This is a genomic window from Streptomyces sp. NPDC127129, assembly GCF_042671585.1.
Taxonomy (GTDB): domain Bacteria; phylum Actinomycetota; class Actinomycetes; order Streptomycetales; family Streptomycetaceae; genus Streptomyces.
The window spans coordinates 228,025-244,689 of the sequence record NZ_JBHXTV010000009.1 but is presented as its reverse complement, the minus strand read 5'-3'; the positions used below and the strand labels follow the sequence as shown (position 1 = coordinate 244,689).

Sequence of the window (16,665 nt, the reverse complement as noted above, 5' to 3'; positions counted from 1 at the left end):
CGAGCCGGCGGGGCCTTGTCGTTCCGTGGTGGCGGGTCCGTCCCCGGTGCGGGGCGTCAGCCGGTGTTGCGCAGGCCGGCCGCCACTCCGTTCACCGTGAGCAGCAGGGCCCGGGCGAGCAGCGGGTCGGGGTCCTCGCCGCGCTCGGTGGCGGCGCGCTGGCGGGCGAGGAGGGCGACCTGGAGGTAGGAGATCGGGTCCAGGTAGGCGTCGCGGATGGAGAAGGTCTGCTGGAGCACCGGGTTGGAGTCCAGCAGCTTCTGGCCGCCCGTCACCTTCAGGACCTCGGCGACGGTGAGCGCGTGCTCCTCCTCGATGGTGGCGAAGACGTGCTTGAGCTCGTCCGGCACGAGGGTGTCGACGTAGTGCCGGGCGATCCGCAGGTCGGTCTTCGCGAGCGTCATCTCGACGTTGGAGAGGAAGTTGCGGAAGAAGTGCCAGCGCTCGTACATCTCGCCGAGGACCGGGTCGAGGCCCGCTTCGCGGAGGGCCTTGAGGCCGGAGCCGACGCCGAACCAGCCGGGGACGATCTGGCGGGACTGGGTCCAGCCGAACACCCACGGGATGGCGCGGAGTCCGTCGAGGGAGACGCCGGAGCCGGGGCGGCGCGAGGGCCGTGAGCCCAGGTGCAGGTCGGCGAGCTGGTCGACGGGGGTGGAGGCGAGGAAGTACGCCGGCAGGCCGGGGTCCTCGACGAGGCTGCGGTAGGCGGTGTGGGCGGCCTCCGAGACGGTGTCCATGGCGGCGTCCCAGCGGGCCAGGGCCTCGTCGGACTGGCGCGGCGCGGTGTGCAGGGCGGAGGCCTGCAGGGTGGCGGCGACGGTCAGTTCGAGGTTCTCCCGGGCCAGGGACGGGATGAGGTACTTGTCGGAGATGACCTCGCCCTGCTCGGTCACCTTGATCTCGCCCTCCAGGGTGCCCCAGGGCTGGGCGAGGATGGCGTCGTGCGAGGGGCCGCCGCCGCGGCCGACGGTGCCGCCGCGGCCGTGGAAGAGGCGGAGCCGTACGCCGTAGCGGTGGGCGACGTCGCGCAGCCGGCGCTGGGCGCGGTGGATCTCCCACTGGGAGGTGGTGATGCCGCCGAACTTGGAGGAGTCGGAGTAGCCGAGCATGACCTCCTGGACGTCGCCGCGGAGCGAGACGAGGCGGCGGTAGGAGGGGTCGGCCAGCATGTCGTTGAGGATGACGTCGGCGGCCTTGAGCTCGTCGGTGGTCTCCAGGAGCGGCACGATGCCGATCTTGGCCCAGCCGGCGTGCAGGTCGAGGAGGCCGGCCTCGCGGGCGAGGACGGTGGCGGCGAAGACGTCGTCGGCGCCCTGGCACATCGAGATGATGTACGACTCGATGACCTCGGGGCCGAAGCGCTCGAAGGCCTCCTTGACGGTGCCGAAGACTCCGAGGGTCTTCTGTCCCGCGGCGTCCAGCGGTGCGGGCGTCGGGCCGAGGGGGCGGCGGGAGCGCAGTTCCTTGGCGAGGAGCTTCTGCCGGTAGTCGCGGGGCATGTCGGCGTAGCGCCAGGACTCCTCGCCGAGCCGGTCGAAGAGCTGGCCGAGGGCGTGGTGGTGGGCGTCGGCGTGTTCGCGGACGTCCATGGTGGCGAGCTGGAGGCCGAAGGCGGAGAGGGTGCGGATGGTGCGGTCCATCCGGCCGTCGGCGAAGAGGGCGCCGCGGTGCTCGCGCAGCGAGGTCTGGATCAGGGCGAGGTCCTGGACCAGTTCGGAGGTGCCGAGGTAGTCGCGGCCGTCCTGGTGCGGGGTGCCCTTGGCGAGGCGCTCGCGGGTGTTGACGAGCTTCTGCCGGATGCAGGTGGCCTTGAGCCGGTAGGGCTCCTCGGCGTTGAGCCGCTTGTAGCGGGGGCTGATCTCCGGCAGGGCGTCCAGGTCGCGCTGGAGGGAGGTGAGGAGCTCCTCGGTCGCGCCCGCGTAGCGGATGGAGTTGGAGAGGAAGCCGCGCAGCTCGTCGACGAGTTCGAGGGCGTCGGTGATGCCGTGCTCGTGCTGGAGGATGAGGACGTCCCAGGTCACCTGGGGGGTGACGTTGGGGTTGCCGTCGCGGTCGCCGCCGATCCAGGTGCCGAAGGTCAGCGGGCGGGTGCCGGGGGGCAGCTCGACGCCGACGCGCTCCAGTTCGGCGGCGAGGTCCTCCAGGACGTCGCCGACGGCGCCGGCGTGCAGCTCGTCGAGGTAGTAGATGGCGTTGCGGGCCTCGTCGGCGGGCTCGGGGCGGACGACCCGGAGCTCGTCGGTCTGCCAGATGAGGTCGATGTTCTCGGCGAGCCGCAGGTCGTGGCGGCGCCGGTCGGCCTCGATGACCGGGGTCTCCAGGAGGGCGGCGATCCGGCGCAGCTTGTTGAGGACGGAGCGGCGGGCGGCCTCGGTCGGGTGCGCGGTGAAGACGGGCCGTACGTTGAGGTTCCGTACGGTGTCGCGGACGTGCTGCGGGTCGCCGTCCTTGAGCATGTCGGCGGTGCGGGCGAGGAGGCCGCCCTCGGCGGCGCGCTTCTCGCGCATCTCACGGCCGCGGTGGACCTGCTCGGTGACGTTGGCCAGGTGGAAGTACGTGGAGAAGGCGCGCACCAGCTTGGTCGCGGTCTCCAGGTCGGTCTCGCCCAGCAGCTCGGCGGCGGCCTCGCCGTCCTCGCGGGTGAGCGAGCGGACCTTCTCGACGAGGTCGAGGAGCTCGTGGCCCTCCTGGCGGACGAGCGTCTCGCCCAGCAGATCGCCCAGTCGGCGGATGTCGGAACGCAGCTCGGCGCTGGCGGTGGGGGTCTGGTCGGCACTGCTCACAGGTGCGGCTCCTTGCAGTGTTCGGGCACATCTGGAGGGGTACTGAAGGCTTGCGGACCGCGCTGTCCGACGCGAACAGGATAGGTGTCCATCCCTTGGACACTCGCTAGCCCCTCGTGTGCCCTCTTGCCGCGCGCCACGGCGCTGCCATACTTACGTCGCCGTAGGTTACGGTCCCGTAGGCGCGGCTTCATCCCTCACCCTCACCCCCCAGGGGACACCCATGACCTCCAGCCCCGAGGTTCTCGAACCCACCGGCAAAGACCTCAAGGACCTCAAGGATCTGCCCTCCGCCACGCTCGGCGGGGACAACAAGCGGTCGATCGAGCAGATCACGCTGCTGCTGTTCATCGCGGTGCCCTTCCTGGCGCTGCTGGCCGCGGTGCCGCTGGCCTGGGGCTGGGGTGTGAGCTGGCTCGATCTGGGCCTGCTGGTGGCGATGTACTACATCGGCTGTCACGGCATCACGATCGGTTTCCACCGGTACTTCACGCACGGCTCGTTCAAGGCGAAGCGTCCGCTGCGGATCGCGCTCGCGGTGATGGGCTCGCTGGCGGTGGAGGGCCCGCTGGTGCGGTGGGTGGCGGACCACCGCAAGCACCACAAGTTCTCCGACGCGGAGGGTGATCCGCACTCGCCGTGGAGGTTCGGCGAGACGGTGCCGGCGCTGATGAAGGGCCTGTGGTGGGCGCACATCGGCTGGATGTTCGACGAGGAGCAGACGCCGCAGCACAAGTACGCCCCGGATCTGATCAAGGACCCGGCGATCCGGGCGATCTCCCGCCAGTTCGTCTACTGGACGATCCTGTCCCTGGCGATCCCGCCGCTGGTCGGCGGTCTGGTGACGATGTCCTGGTGGGGCGCGTTCACGGCGTTCTTCTGGGGTTCGCTGGTCCGGGTCGCGCTGCTGCACCACGTCACGTGGTCGATCAACTCGATCTGTCACGCGGTGGGCAAGCGGCCGTTCAAGTCGCGTGACCGCTCGGGCAACGTGTGGTGGCTGGCGGTGCTGTCGTGCGGCGAGTCCTGGCACAACCTGCACCACGCGGACCCGACGTCGGCGCGCCACGGGGTGCTGCGCGGCCAGGTCGACTCCAGCGCGCGGCTGATCCGCTGGTTCGAGCAGCTGGGCTGGGCCTCCGACGTGCGCTGGCCGAACGCCTCGCGGATCGAAGCCCGGCGCCGGGGCGAGCCCGTCGACGCGGCATGATGGACAGCGTGGCGATCGACGGCAGTACCAGCGGCAGCGAGAACAAACCCCGGCGTGGGCGCCGGGTGAGGATGACGGGCGCGGAGCGCCGCGAGCAGCTGCTGGACATCGGCCGGACCCTCTTCGCCGCCAAGGGCTTCGAGGGCACGTCGGTGGAGGAGATCGCGGCGAAGGCCGGGGTCTCCAAGCCGGTGGTGTACGAGCACTTCGGCGGCAAGGAGGGGCTGTACGCGGTCGTGGTCGACCGGGAGATGCGCCAGCTGCTCGACATGGTGACGGGGGCGCTGACGGCGGGCCATCCGCGTGAGCTCCTGGAGCAGGCGGCGTTCGCGCTGCTCGACTACATCGAGCGGTACACGGACGGTTTCCGGATTCTGGTCCGCGACTCGCCGGTGGCGCAGTCGACGGGCACCTTCGCGTCGCTGATCAGTGACATCGCGACGCAGGTCGAGGACATTCTGGGTCTGGAGTTCAAGGCCCGGGGTTTCGATCCGAAGCTGGCGCCGCTGTACGCGCAGGCGCTGGTGGGCAGTGTGGCGCTGACGGGCCAGTGGTGGCTGGACGTCCGCAAGCCGAAGAAGGCGGAGGTTGCCGCGCATCTGGTGAACCTGGCGTGGCACGGTCTCGACGGCCTGGAGCAGAAGCCGCGCCTGATAGGGCACCGCAAGAGCTGAGGCCGCGGCTCCGGCCGGGGATGTCCGTTGATCCTCTGTCGGTGTTCGGCGGTATGCTCCGCTCCACATCCGGGGGGGGGTGTTCGCCCTTCGTAAGCGCTTGCGCGCGGTACGGAGGTGTCGCGGACCCCTGCCCCCGGTCCGATGTTTTCTCTGATCCCTGGGGGGGATCTCTTGCGTTCTGTGCACACCACGCGTGCGCGCCGCATCGCGGCATGCACCGCTCTCGTCCTCTCCGCGGGCATGCTGCTCGCGACCCCGGCCTCGGCCGACCAGCCCGCGCCGCGGCCGGCCGTCGAGAAGCCGGCCCCCGTCTTCACTCCGCCCGCGCTCACGCGGCCCCAGCCGGACGGCCTGCGCGCGGGTGCGGCCCAGGCCGCCGGTGTCGGCGCCTCCCCGCGGCTGTCGGACTTCGACGGCGACGGCGTCAGCGACCTGATCTACCGCTCCTGGAGCGGCGACATCTACACCGCGACGACCACGGGCGCGGGCGGTCTCTTCGCCGGGAACCTCTCGGAGACCGCGAAGGACGTCATCCCGATCGGCAACCAGGACGCGGAGGCCGGCGGCCCCGAGGTCCTGACGCTCACCGAGCAGGGCTCGCTCCTCCTGTACGCGGATGCCACGCCCACCGGTGCGGGGCACGTGTGGACGGGTTCCGGCTGGCAGATCTACAACAAGGTCGTCGCGCCCGGTGACGTGAACGACGACGGCCGTGCGGACCTGGTCGCCCGTGACCACGGCGGCAATCTGTACCTGTACTACGCGACCGGCAACCGCAACGCGCCGTTCTCGGCCCGTGTGCTGCTCGGTGGCGGCTGGAACACCTACGACCAGCTCCTCGGCATCGGCGACAACAACGGGGACGGCTGGGCCGACCTGGTCGCCCGCGACTCGGCCGGCATCCTGTGGTTCTACGCCGGAAGGGGCGACAAGAGTGCGCCGTTCGCCGCGCGGGTGAAGATCGGCAGCGGCTGGGGCATCTACAACCAGATCTTCCCGGTGGGCGACGACAACGGTGACGGCAACGGCGAGCTGCTCGCCCGCGACAGCGCCGGAACGCTCTGGTACTACGCGGGCAGGGGCGACGGCACGCTGGCGGCCCGCGTGCAGTCCAGCGACACCGGCGGCTGGGACGGCGTACCGCTGTTCGGCGGCGCGGGCAACAACCCGGTTCTGGGCAACAAGGAAGGCGTCCTGGCGCGGGACAAGGCCGGCACGCTGTTCTGGTACGGCAGCCGGACCACCGGCAAGCTCACCGCGCGCAGCCAGATCGGCGACCCGGGCGGCTGGGCGGGCGCCAACTTCACGCACCTGTCCTCCCTCAACCCGGACGGCTCGTCGGACATCGCGGAGCTCTTCCAGGGCACCCTCTACGTCGAGGGCTCGTACATCGGCGCCGGCTGGGGTGTGTACAACACGCTCGTCGGCCCGGGTGACCTGAGCGGCGACGGCAAGGGCGACCTGCTGGCCCGTGACGGTTCCGGCACGCTCTACCTGTACCGGGGCACCGGGAACGGCACGGCGTTCGCGTCCCGGATCAAGGTCGGCACCGGCTGGGGCACGTACAACAAGATCGTCGGCGCGGGTGACTACACGGGGGACGGGCGCGCGGACATCGTGGCCCGCACCTCGGGCGGTGATCTGTACGTGTACGCGGGCACGGGTGTGGCGGCCACGCCGTTCAAGGCGCGGGTGAAGGTCGGCAGCGGCTGGAACACGTACGCCAAGCTGGTCGCTCCCGGTGACCTGAACGCCGACGGCAAGGGCGACCTGCTGGGTGTGACCTCGTCGGGCGATCTGTACAGCTACCTGAACAGCTCCCCGGGCAAGTTCACCGCGCGGGCCAGGATCGGCAGCGGGTTCGGGATCTACAACACGATGTCCTGACGCCTTCGGGACGGACACGGCACGCGTGGGCGCCCCGCACCGGTTCTTCCGGTGCGGGGCGCCCGTGCGTCACGGCGCCGTTTCACCGCGCCGCCGTCACAACGGCTTCGTCGCCATCGCGAAGATCCGCCGGAACGGGAAGACGGTGCCGCGCGGGCCCGGCGGATAGGCGGCGCGCAGCAGGTCGCGGTACTGGGCGAGGAAGGCGTCCGTCGCCGTCCGGTCACCTTCCAGGGCCGTGAGGACGGGCCGGAGCGCCGTGCCCTTGACCCAGTCGAGGACGGGGTCCTCGCCCTGCAGGAGCTGGGAGTAGGTGGTCTCCCAGACTTCGGTCACGCAGCCGAGGTCGGTGAGGCGCAGGAGGTAGTCGGCCGGGTCGAGGATGTGGACGAAGCGGCGCCCCTCGCCGGAGAGGCGGGCGCGCCACTGGGGCATGTCGCAGAGTTCGCCGAGCAGTGCGTGGCTGGGCGCGGTGAAGTTGCCGGGGACCTGGAAGGCGAACGTTCCGCCGGGCTTGAGGGCGTCGATCCAGGCGGCGAACGACTCGGGGTGGTTGGGGACCCATTGCAGGGCGGCGTTGGAGACGATCAGGTCGTAGGGCTCTTCCGGGGTCCAGTGCGCCGCGTCGGCGGGACGGAAGTCCAGCCAGCCGCCGCCGGCCGTGGTGCCCGCCCAGTCCTTCTCGGCCCGTTCCAGCATGTCGGGAGAGAGGTCGAATCCGGTGATGTGGGCGTCGGGCCAACGGTCGGCGAGGAGCACGGTCACATTGCCGGGACCGCAGCCGAGGTCGGCGATCCTGGCCGGGCTGCCCACGGAGGGAAGACGCGGTATTCGGGAGAGCATGTCGAGAAACGGACGGGTGCGGTGGCCGGAATGCCGCAGGTACTGCTGCGGATCCCACGTTGGCGCCGCGGAAGCGGAAGATGGTGCGGAATGCATGTTCGAGCCCCCTTGCTGGAACGAGCTGCCGAAGCGGAACTAGGTCCCGGCCCGGTCCTTCCCCATAGTCCATCCGAATATATCTTGACGTCAAGAGACTTTATGTCAACAGACCCTCTACACTGATCGTCATGGAGGACGAGGTCGACCGGTTGGTCGCTGCATGGCGCCGCGAGCGCCCGGACCTCGACGTGGAGCCGCTCGAGGTGCTCAGCCGCGTCTCGCGGCTCGCCCGCCATCTCGACCGCGCCCGTCGGCTCGCCTTCGCCGAGCACCAGCTGGAGCCCTGGGAGTTCGACGTCCTCACCTCGCTGCGCCGCGCGGGAGCCCCGTATCAGCTCTCCCCCGGCCAGCTCCTCACCCAGACGCTGGTCACCTCGGGCACCATGACCAACCGCATCGACCGGCTGACCAAGAAGGGCCTGGTGGAGCGGCTTCCCGACCCCAGCGACCGGCGCGGGGTGCTCGTCCGCCTGACGCCCGAGGGACGTGACCGGGCCGACCAGGCGCTCGCCGGACTGCTCGCCCAGGAGCGGGCCATTCTGGCCCAGCTCTCCCGCGGCGAGCGCGGCGAACTGGCGGCACTGCTACGCCAGCTGACCGCCCCGTTCGACAACATCCCCGGATAGATCGGCGGGTCCGACCCCGGCGCGGCGCGCCAGCGCGACCGCGGCGAGCGTGGAGTGCACGCCCAGCTTGCCGAGCACGTTCTGCATGTGCGTACGGACCGTGTGCGGGGAGAGGAAGAGCCGCTCGGCGACCGCCTTGCGGCCCAGGCCCGCCACCATGCAGCGCAGCACCTCGCGCTCGCGCGGGGTCAGCGACTCGACGAGCTGCTCGCTCTCGGTGCGGTGCTTGCGGGCCGCCGTCAGCTCCCGCAGGACGCCGGTCAGCAGCGCGGGCGGCAGATGCGTCTCGTCGCGCAGGACACCGCGGATCACGGCGAGGAGCCGCTGCAGGGAGCAGTCCTTGGCCACCCAGCCCGACGCCCCGGCCTGCAGCGCGAGCGCCGCCCGGTGCGGGTCGTCCTTCTCGGCGAGGACGACCGTGCGGACGGCCGGCTGGGTCGAACGGACCCCGGCGACCAGCGAGATGCCGTCGACGACACCCGCGCCGTCGTCCGGCACGGCCTGGGCGACCGTCAGCGAGGCGGCGGGACCGGCGATGGCGCCCAGGTCGGCGTCGACCAGCATCACGTCGTACCGGCGTCCCTCGGCGACCGCGCGGTCCAGACAGCGCACGGCGGCCGGACCGCTGCCCGCGGCGGACACGTCGACGTCGGGCTCCGCCGCGAGCGCGGCGGCCAGCGACTCGGCGAAGATGCGGTGATCGTCCACCACCAGGACCCGGATGCGAGCCACGGACACCCCCAAGTGTCGAGGAACGGACCGGCGCGGGTACGGCGCCGGGGACGCAGGTCCGTCGATCGCGCGGCCGCCGCCGTGCAGTGACTGTTACCCCGTCCCGGGCGCCGTACCCGACTGGTCACGCCCCCTGATCAGCACCGGCCCCCACCGGCGCTGCGCAACAGAGTACGGGCGGGGGGCCGTCGGGGAAGGCGATTGGGAGAACTGACCGAACACGGTGGGTACTCCTGCGCCACCAGGACACGGTCGCGACAGAAGTCGACAATTCCGAAGGCATTCCACGCCCGGAGGGCTCCCGCCGGCTCCCTAAGCCTCCCGGCGGGCCCCTGGGGACGGCACGGCGGGGAAGACGCGCGGCGCGGCGAACCCGGCCCCGGCGAAGGCCTTCTCGACGGCCGCGGCCACCGCGTCCGCCCGCTCCTGCGCCACAAGGACGATCGCCGAGCCACCGAACCCGCCGCCCGTCATCCGCGCCCCCAGCGCGCCGGCCGCGTTCGCCGCGTCCACGGCGAGGTCCAGCTCGGGGCAGGAGACGCGCAGATCGTCCCGGAGGGAGGCATGGCCCTGATTGAGCACGGGACCGACCGCCGCCGCGTCCCCGGCGTCGAGGAGGGCGATCGTCCGTTCGACCCGGTGATTGTCCGAAACCACGTGCCGGACATAGCGGCGAACCGATTCCTCGCTCAAACGCGCGAGAGCATCGAGCAGTTGCACGTACGGGACTTCGCGCAGCGTGCGCACGCCGAGCGCCCGCGCGCCTGCTTCACAACCGGCGCGCCGCTCCGCGTACGCGCCGTCCCCGAGCGCGTGCTTCACCCGGGTGTCCACCACGAGGAGCCGCAGCCCCCGCGCCGCCAGGTCGAAGGGCACCTGCCGGTACGAGAGGTCGCGGGTGTCCAGGAAGAGCGCGTGGCCCTCGATCGCGCACGCGGACGCCATCTGGTCCATGACCCCGCAGGGGACGCCGACGAAGGCGTTCTCCGCGCGCTGGGCCAGGACGGCGAGTTCGGGGCGGGAGAGGTCGAGGCCGAACAGGTCGTTCAGGGCGAGCGCGCAGACGACCTCCAGGGCGGCGGAGGACGACAGGCCCGCCCCGGTGGGCACGGTCGACGCCAGGTGGACGTCCGCCCCGGTGACCGGGTGCCCGGCCTCGCGCAGCGCCCAGACGACACCCGCCGGGTAGGCGGCCCAGCTCGCGCCGGCACCGCCCGCGAGCGGGGCGAGCGGTTCCAGCACGTCCAGGTCGAGGCGGACGATCCCGCCCGGGACGTCGGCGGAGTGCAGCCGCAGCACCCCGTCGTGACGCCGGGAGACGGCGGCGCGGGCCGTGTGCGGCAGGGCCAGCGGCATGACGAAGCCGTCGTTGAAGTCGGTGTACTCACCGATCAGGTTGACCCGCCCGGGGGCGGCCCAGACGCCCTCCGGGGCCGCCCCGTACAGCGCTTCGAACTCGCCCGCCACGCTCATCCGCGTTCCCGCTCCCTCTCCCTGGCGAACGCCCAGGCGTCGCGCACGATGTCCGCCAGGTCCGGGCGGGACGGATTCCAGCCGAGCCGCTCGCGCGCGGCCTCGGCCGAGGCGACGAGGACGGCGGGGTCGCCGGCCCGGCGCGGGGCCGTGATCTCGGGGACCGGGTGACCGGTCACCTCGCGGACGGTCTCGACGACCTCGCGCACCGAGAAGCCGTTGCCGTTGCCGAGGTTGCAGATCAGGTGCTCGCCGGGGGTCATGGCGTCCAGGGCGAGCAGATGGGCCTCGGCGAGGTCGGCGACATGGATGTAGTCGCGGACGCACGTGCCGTCGGGGGTCGGGTAGTCGTCCCCGTACACGCTGATCGCCTCGCGCCTGCCGAGGGCGACGTCGAGGACGAGCGGGATCAGGTGCGACTCGGGGTCGTGGCGCTCGCCGCACGCGCCGTACGCGCCCGCCACGTTGAAGTAGCGCAGCGAGACCGCGGCGAGGCTGTGGGCGGCGCACTCGCCGCCGATCATGTGGTCGACGGCCAGCTTGGAGGCGCCGTAGGGGCTCGTCGGGGCGGTCGGCGCGGACTCCGTGATCGGGACGGACTCCGGTTCGCCGTAGGTGGCGGCCGTGGAGGAGAAGACCAGCTTGCCCACGCCCGCCGTGCGCATGGCGGCGAGCAGCGCCATCGTCCCGCCGACGTTGTTCTCCCAGTACTTCTCGGGCTTGGCGACCGATTCGCCGACCTGGGAGAAGGCGGCGAAGTGCAGCACGCCGTCGTAGGAGCCGTCCAGCCACTTCGCGGCGTCCTGGATGCGGCCCTCGACGAACTCCGCGCCGGCCGGGACGCCTTCGGCGAAGCCGGTGGAGAGGTCGTCCAGGACGGTCACCTTGTGGCCCGCCTCGATCAGATGGCGCGCGACGGTGCTCCCCACGTATCCCGCGCCGCCGGTCACCAGGTACTTGAATGTCGCGGCCGTCATGTGGTCGCCACCTCTCGGAGTCGTGCGGCCGCCGCCTCCGGCGGTACGTCGTTCATGAACGCGCCCATGCCGGACTCGGTGCCCGCGAGGTACTTCAGTCTGCCGGGCGCCCGGCGGACGGTGAAAAGCTCCAGGTGCAGCCCGAACTCCTCGCGGTCCTCGACCGTGAACGGCGCCTGGTGCCAGGCGGCGATGTACGGCGTGGGCGGCTCGCCGGGTCCGAAGATCCGGTCGAAGCGCCTCAAGAGTTCCAGATAGATCTGTGGGAAGTCTGTGCGGGCCCCCTCGTCCAGCGCACGCAGGTCGGGCACCCGGCGCGTCGGGTGGAGGTGGACCTCGTACGGCCAGTGCGCGGCGTACGGCACGAAGGCGATCCAGTGCTCGCTCTGAAGGACCACGCGGACGCCGTCCCCCCGCTCACGGGCGACGACGTCGTCGAAGAGGTTGCGTCCGGTGCGGGCGCGGTGCTCGGCGGCATGGCGCCGCATCAGGGCCGTGCGGGGGGTGACGTACGGGAAGGCGTAGATCTGGCCGTGGGGGTGGCCGAGGGTGACGCCGATCTCGGCGCCGCGGTTCTCGAAGCAGTAGACCTGCGCGACGCCGGGCCGTTCGGCGAGTTCGGCCGTGCGGTCGGTCCAGGCGTCCAGGACGAGCGCCGCCCGTTCGGGGCTGAGGTCGGCGAAGGAGGCGTCGTGGTCGGAGGTGAAGCAGACGACCTCGCACCGGCCGTTCTCCCCGGCGAGCGAGGGGAAGCGGTTCTCGAAGACGGCGACGTCGTAGTCCGGGGACGGGATCTCGCTCGGCCGGCCGGCGCGGGACGGGCAGAGCGGGCACGCGTCGGCCGGCGGGTGGTAGGTCCGGTCCTGGCGGTGCGAGGCGACGGCGACCGAGTCCCCGAGCAGCGCGTCGTACCGGATCTCGGAGGCGGAGGAGACGGGGTCGAGCGGCCGGGCGTCGACGGCGTCGCGGACCGCGTCGTCCCGCGCGTCGTAGTAGATGAGCTCGCGGCCGTCGGCGAGGGTGGTGACGGTCTTCTTCACGGGGTGTCCTCAGCGGGGAACCGAACAGAACCACGCACAAGGAACCACAATCAAACATCCACAGTCAACGGTGAGAGAGCTCCGTGCAGGTTGACGTCGGATGTGTTCAGGCCGCCGGGTGCGGCGGCCCGCCACGGAAACGCGTTACGGGTACTCGCTGCGGGCCCCGGGCACCGGCGCATGATCCAGCAGCCCCGTCCGGGCGGCCAGGGCGGCCGCCTCGAGCCGGGAGCCGACCCCCAGCTTCATCAGCACCCGCTGCACATGGGTGCGCGCCGTGCTCGGCGCGATCCCCATCCCGGCGGCGATCAGCCGGGTGTCCTCGCCCTCCGCCACCCGGACGAGGACCTCGACCTCGCGCGGCGTCAGCATCCGCAGCAGCCGCTGCCCCTCGTCGTCGGGCTGCGCCGCCGGGTTGAGCAGCTCCGTGAACGCCCCCTGGAGGAGCTGCGGCGCCACCGCCGACTCCCCCGCACGCGCCTTGATCAGCGCCCGCTCGACGCCCTCGATGCGCTCGTCGTGCCGTACGTATCCCGAGGCGCCGGCCGCGAAGGCCGCCGCGATCCCGCGCGGCGAGGGCACCGGACCCAGCACGACCACGGCCACCTGCGGCCGCTCGCGCTTGATCCGTACGATCGGGTCGAAGGCACCCGGCTGTGCCGGGGCGGCCGTGCCGAGCAGGCACACCTCGGGCGCCCGGCTCACCACCAGCTCCGCGGCGCCCGCGACCGGGGCCGCCGCCGCGAGCACACGGTGCCCGCGCAGTTTCAATGCCGAGGCCAGCGCCTCGGCGAGCAGTCGGTGGTCGTCGACCACCATGAGCCGCACGCCCATCGAGCAACCCCTCAGTTCCCCCCTGAGGCCGTCCCCCGGCCCCAGTCACTCCGATGACCCGGCAAACTACACGCTTGTCCCCCCAGACTGTCGAATACTCACCCAACAGGGCCCCACGCAAACAGCCCGGCGCGTCGAGTGCGTCGACGCGCCGGGCTGTGCCGGGTACGGGCAGGGGTCAGCCGGTACCGAACGCCAGTGCCAGGTACTCCTTGTCGTTCGTCGAGGACGACTCGCGCGGCTTGCTCAGGTTGACGGCGGAGATGAACATCCGGCCGTTCGCGTAGAGCATCTCGGAGTAGTCCGCCGAGAAGCTGCCCTCGGCGTCCCGCACCGTCTTGTCCGACGGGTTCTCCAGGAGCAGCGTCGGCTTCATGGTGCCGCCGTCGATGGAGACGATCTGACCGCCCTTGTCGTACGGCGGGGCCTTGTACGCGATGATGTTGCCGCCGTCCATGCGCAGCGGGAACAGCGTGTACCGGTCGCCGGCGTCGGCCTTCTCGGGGTTCTGCTTGCCGGTGGTCAGGTCGAACGACAGGATCTCGTTCGTCTCGTCGCCGTACTCACCGGTGGAGCCCTCGTGCTCCTCGGTGGGCAGGTAGAGCCGGCCGTTGCCGACGACGATCTTGCTGCAGGTCTCGACCTCGGTGGAGCGGCAACGGCCCGCGAAACGGTCCGCGTTCGCCGCGATCTTGGCCTTCAGCTTGCCGGTCTTCTCGTCGATCGAGAAGAAGTCCGAGATGCCGCTGCCGTCGCCCGCGGTGTCGCCGACGTCGGCGGCGACCACGAGCGGCTTGGTCGAGACGACCGCCGCGTACTCCACGCCCGTGGGCATCTTGTACTGGGAGATGGGCTGGCCGGTCGTCGGGTTGAGGTTCTGGATGACGACGTACTGGCTGCCGTAGGAGCCGCACTTGCGCGCCGCGACGAGGCCCTCGCCGCCGCCGTAGCCCATGTCGTAGCAGTCCTGGGCGTTGGCCTGGGGCTTCCAGCGCGGGTTGCCGTTGGCCAGGTCGAAGGCGGCGCCGCCGTCGGTGCCGCCGGCCGCCACGGTCGTGCCGCTGAGCGTGACCTCGCTGAACTTGGCCTTGCCGTCACCCGCGTTGCCGCCGGTGACGGAGGTGGACCACACCAGCTTGCCGGTGGTCAGGTCGACGACGCCGACCTCGGTGCACGGCTGGTAGAACTTCGGCCCGACGCGCTTGGTCGCCTCGAAGAGGATGGCGGTCTTGTTGTCGGCGGTGGTGTGGCGCGAGGTGCCGCAGACCTGACCGGGCAGGGGCAGCGTCCAGACCGGGGTGCCCTTGTCGAGGTCGTAGCCGACGATCGAGTTGACGCCCGTCTTGACGTACGCCTTGTCGGTGATCCAGGACCCTGAGACGTCGGTGATGTCCTCGACCTTGGGCTCGGGCAGCTGGAACTTGAGCGAGGCCTGCGTGTTGCCCGGCACCTTCTCCTTGCCGTTGCCGCCGAGGCCGTTGCCGCCCTTGTTCTGCCCCTGCGTCGAGCCGGTGGTGCCGCCCGCGGTGTCCTTCTCGTCGCCGCCGCCGGAGCTCGCGTACCAGATCCCGCCGCCGACGATCAGGGCGACGGCGACGACCGCGGCGATGACGATCTGCATCTGCGCGGACAGCTTCTTGCCGCCGCCGGGGGCCACGGGCGCGGGCGGCTGCGGGTAGCCGTACTGCTGCTGCGGCTGGGTGGGGTACCCGTACGGCTGCTGCGGCTGCTGCTGCTGCGGGTAGCCGTACTGCGGCTGCGTGGGCGGCTGCTGGGGATAGCCGTACTGCGGCTGCGTCGGCGGCTGTTGCGGGTAGCCGTACTGCGGCTGCGTCGGCGGCTGCTGGGGATAGCCGTACGAGGGCTGGCCCTGGGGCTGCTCCGGCGGCGGCGTCGGCGCGCCGAACCCACCGGGCGGCGGGTCCTGCGGCGCGCCGAACCCGCCCGGCGGCGGCTGGCTGGGCGGCTCGTTCGGCGGCGGGCCGGGCGGCTGGCTGGGCGGCGGAGGTGGCTGTGTCATGGGCGTGCGTACCTCTGAGGTGTGGGAAGACGGATGGGGGGCGGTGTCACTTGCCGAAGGCCAACAGCGTCTCCCTCTTCATCTCCTCGCCGTCGTTCGCACCGACGACGAGCTGCTGCACCAGGATGTACCGGCCGTCGACGTACAGCGCCGGCGAATCGTGGAAGCGCGACTCCAGACGCCCGGTCACCCGCGGGAGCCGCAACGTCTCGACGGGCCTGGTCGCGCCCGGCGCGACCGTGGCCAGCGAACCGGGTTCGTCGAGCACGGCCGCCCTGCGGACGATCAGCGAACCGCCCTCCATCCGCAGCGGCCAGGACCTGCGCCCCGGGAGTCCCTCGATGCGCCGCACGATGGTGCCGGTGTCGAGGTCGAAGGCGGCGATCTCGTTGCCCTTGCCCTTCGGCGCTCCCTCGATCGCGATGTAGACGGTGGTGTCGTCCGCGACGACCTGGCATCGCTGCAGGTTCCGCCGTTGGACGGTGTCGTCGTCGCACCCCTCCGCATAGAAGCCGGGACCCTTGAGCGACGTGCGCTTGGTGCCGTCCTCGTTGAGGACGACCATGCCGTGGGTGCCCTCGGCGCGGTTGTGCGCCGAGACGACGAGCGGCCGTACGGACAGGACATGGTCCACCCGGTAGCCGACGGGGAGCCGGTACTTCCAGCGGGACTTCCCGGTCACCGGATCGACCTCGTGGATCTCCTCCTGCGGCTTGTTCACGTCCTTCGTGCAGGAGACGGCGGCGACGAGCTTCGGGCCTCCCGCATACGCGTAGGGCTGGCACTCGCTCTTGTCCCACCGGCCGAACAGCTGCTTGCCGTCGCTGAGGCGGTATCCGGTCGAGTACTGGTCCCGGCCCGCGGTGACGGTGCCGCCGCTGATCGCCAGCGAGTAGTCGGTCCCGAAGTCGAAGTTGCCTTCCTTCACGATCTTCCGCTGCCAGGCGGACCTGCCGGAGCGCAGGTCGATCGCCTGGAGCTGACGGCACTCGTCGACATCCGCGTGCAGGCGGTCCTTGCGGGCGAGGACGATCTTCCCGTCGGCCGAGACGTCGTGCGACGCGCGGCAGATCTCGGTGTCGAGCATCATCCGCCACTTCACCGTGCCGTCGACGACCGAATGGGCCGTGACCGTGCGGTACATGGCGGTGACGAGGGTGTCGCCGACCAGCCAGGGACCGAAGACGTCGCCGGTGAGCGTGGTGACGTCGATGTCGTTCTTACGGACCCACAGGACGGAGGCGTCACCGGGGGCGCGGCCCGCGTTGTAGCGGGCCTTGTCGGCGGCGTCCGGTGCGGGGGCCCCCGAGGGCCCTGCCGTCGGGGACGGCATCCCCGCGACGGTCGGGCTCGGGGAGGGCTTGGCGTCGGTGCCCCGGGAGCCCTCGCCGCCCGCCAGGGCGTACCAGGTCCCGCCGCCGACGGCGAGCAGCGCCGCCACGACGGCCGCGATCACGGCGG

At 71.5% G+C, this 16,665-nt stretch carries 13 protein-coding genes; 4 read left to right on the top strand and 9 right to left on the bottom strand.

From position 1 onward, the window contains the following. Nucleotides 1-56: 56 nt before the first annotated feature. Nucleotides 57-2,786, bottom strand: a complete 2,730-nt coding sequence (ppc, locus tag ACFVGW_RS19455) for a phosphoenolpyruvate carboxylase (RefSeq protein ID WP_385852851.1) — start codon at nt 2,784-2,786, stop codon at nt 57-59. 223 nt (nt 2,787-3,009) lie between these two features. Here ppc and ACFVGW_RS19450 point away from each other — a divergent pair, with 223 nt between their 5' ends. From ACFVGW_RS19450 to ACFVGW_RS19440, 3 genes are all read left to right on the top strand, one after another. Then, on the top strand, nt 3,010-3,996 hold the full coding sequence (locus tag ACFVGW_RS19450) for an acyl-CoA desaturase (RefSeq protein ID WP_385852850.1): 987 nt from the start codon (nt 3,010-3,012) through the stop codon (nt 3,994-3,996). Continuing rightward, complete coding sequence (locus tag ACFVGW_RS19445; protein ID WP_352188484.1) at nt 3,993-4,670, top strand: TetR/AcrR family transcriptional regulator; 678 nt, start codon at nt 3,993-3,995, stop codon at nt 4,668-4,670. Before ACFVGW_RS19450 ends, ACFVGW_RS19445 begins: the two co-directional genes overlap by 4 nt. Nucleotides 4,671-4,853: 183 nt before the next feature. Further along, nucleotides 4,854-6,560 carry an FG-GAP repeat domain-containing protein gene (locus ACFVGW_RS19440; RefSeq protein WP_385852849.1) on the top strand — a complete coding sequence of 569 codons (1,707 nt, stop codon included), beginning with the start codon at nt 4,854-4,856 and terminating at the stop codon, nt 6,558-6,560. Between the two features lie 96 nt (nt 6,561-6,656). Here the strand turns inward: ACFVGW_RS19440 and ACFVGW_RS19435 are convergent, their stop codons facing one another. Next, entirely contained in the window at nt 6,657-7,499 is an 843-nt protein-coding gene (locus ACFVGW_RS19435) for a trans-aconitate 2-methyltransferase (RefSeq protein ID WP_385852848.1), read from the bottom strand. A 131-nt stretch (nt 7,500-7,630) separates the two neighbouring features. On the opposite strand from ACFVGW_RS19435, the gene ACFVGW_RS19430 reads away from it, so the two are divergent. Further along, nucleotides 7,631-8,128, top strand: coding sequence for a MarR family transcriptional regulator (locus tag ACFVGW_RS19430; protein WP_352188481.1), 498 nt, complete (start codon nt 7,631-7,633; stop codon nt 8,126-8,128). Here ACFVGW_RS19430 and ACFVGW_RS19425 read toward each other — a convergent pair. The 7 genes from ACFVGW_RS19425 to ACFVGW_RS19395 all read right to left on the bottom strand — a co-directional run bounded on the left by ACFVGW_RS19425 (nt 8,087) and on the right by ACFVGW_RS19395 (nt 16,660). After that, nucleotides 8,087-8,860: a LuxR C-terminal-related transcriptional regulator gene (locus ACFVGW_RS19425; RefSeq protein WP_385852847.1), complete on the bottom strand. Its 774-nt coding sequence runs from the start codon at nt 8,858-8,860 to the stop codon at nt 8,087-8,089. The genes ACFVGW_RS19430 and ACFVGW_RS19425 overlap by 42 nt on opposite strands. Nucleotides 8,861-9,172: 312 nt before the next feature. Next, on the bottom strand, nt 9,173-10,333 hold the full coding sequence (galK, locus tag ACFVGW_RS19420; RefSeq protein ID WP_385852846.1) for a galactokinase: 1,161 nt from the start codon (nt 10,331-10,333) through the stop codon (nt 9,173-9,175). Beyond that, the gene (galE, locus tag ACFVGW_RS19415; protein WP_385852845.1) at nt 10,330-11,310 is read right to left on the bottom strand and encodes a UDP-glucose 4-epimerase GalE; all 981 of its coding nucleotides are present in this window, start codon (nt 11,308-11,310) and stop codon (nt 10,330-10,332) included. The genes galK and galE overlap by 4 nt, the downstream gene beginning before the upstream one ends. Next, entirely contained in the window at nt 11,307-12,350 is a 1,044-nt protein-coding gene (galT, locus tag ACFVGW_RS19410) for a galactose-1-phosphate uridylyltransferase (RefSeq protein WP_385852844.1), read from the bottom strand. The genes galE and galT overlap by 4 nt, the downstream gene beginning before the upstream one ends. Before the next feature lie 144 nt (nt 12,351-12,494). After that, complete coding sequence (locus ACFVGW_RS19405) at nt 12,495-13,184, bottom strand: LuxR C-terminal-related transcriptional regulator (RefSeq protein WP_383228132.1); 690 nt, start codon at nt 13,182-13,184, stop codon at nt 12,495-12,497. Nucleotides 13,185-13,362: 178 nt separating this feature from the next. After that, complete coding sequence (locus ACFVGW_RS19400; RefSeq protein WP_385852843.1) at nt 13,363-15,204, bottom strand: PQQ-binding-like beta-propeller repeat protein; 1,842 nt, start codon at nt 15,202-15,204, stop codon at nt 13,363-13,365. Nucleotides 15,205-15,250: 46 nt separating this feature from the next. Next, on the bottom strand, nt 15,251-16,660 hold the full coding sequence (locus ACFVGW_RS19395) for a PQQ-binding-like beta-propeller repeat protein (protein ID WP_385852842.1): 1,410 nt from the start codon (nt 16,658-16,660) through the stop codon (nt 15,251-15,253). Nucleotides 16,661-16,665 lie beyond the last annotated feature (5 nt).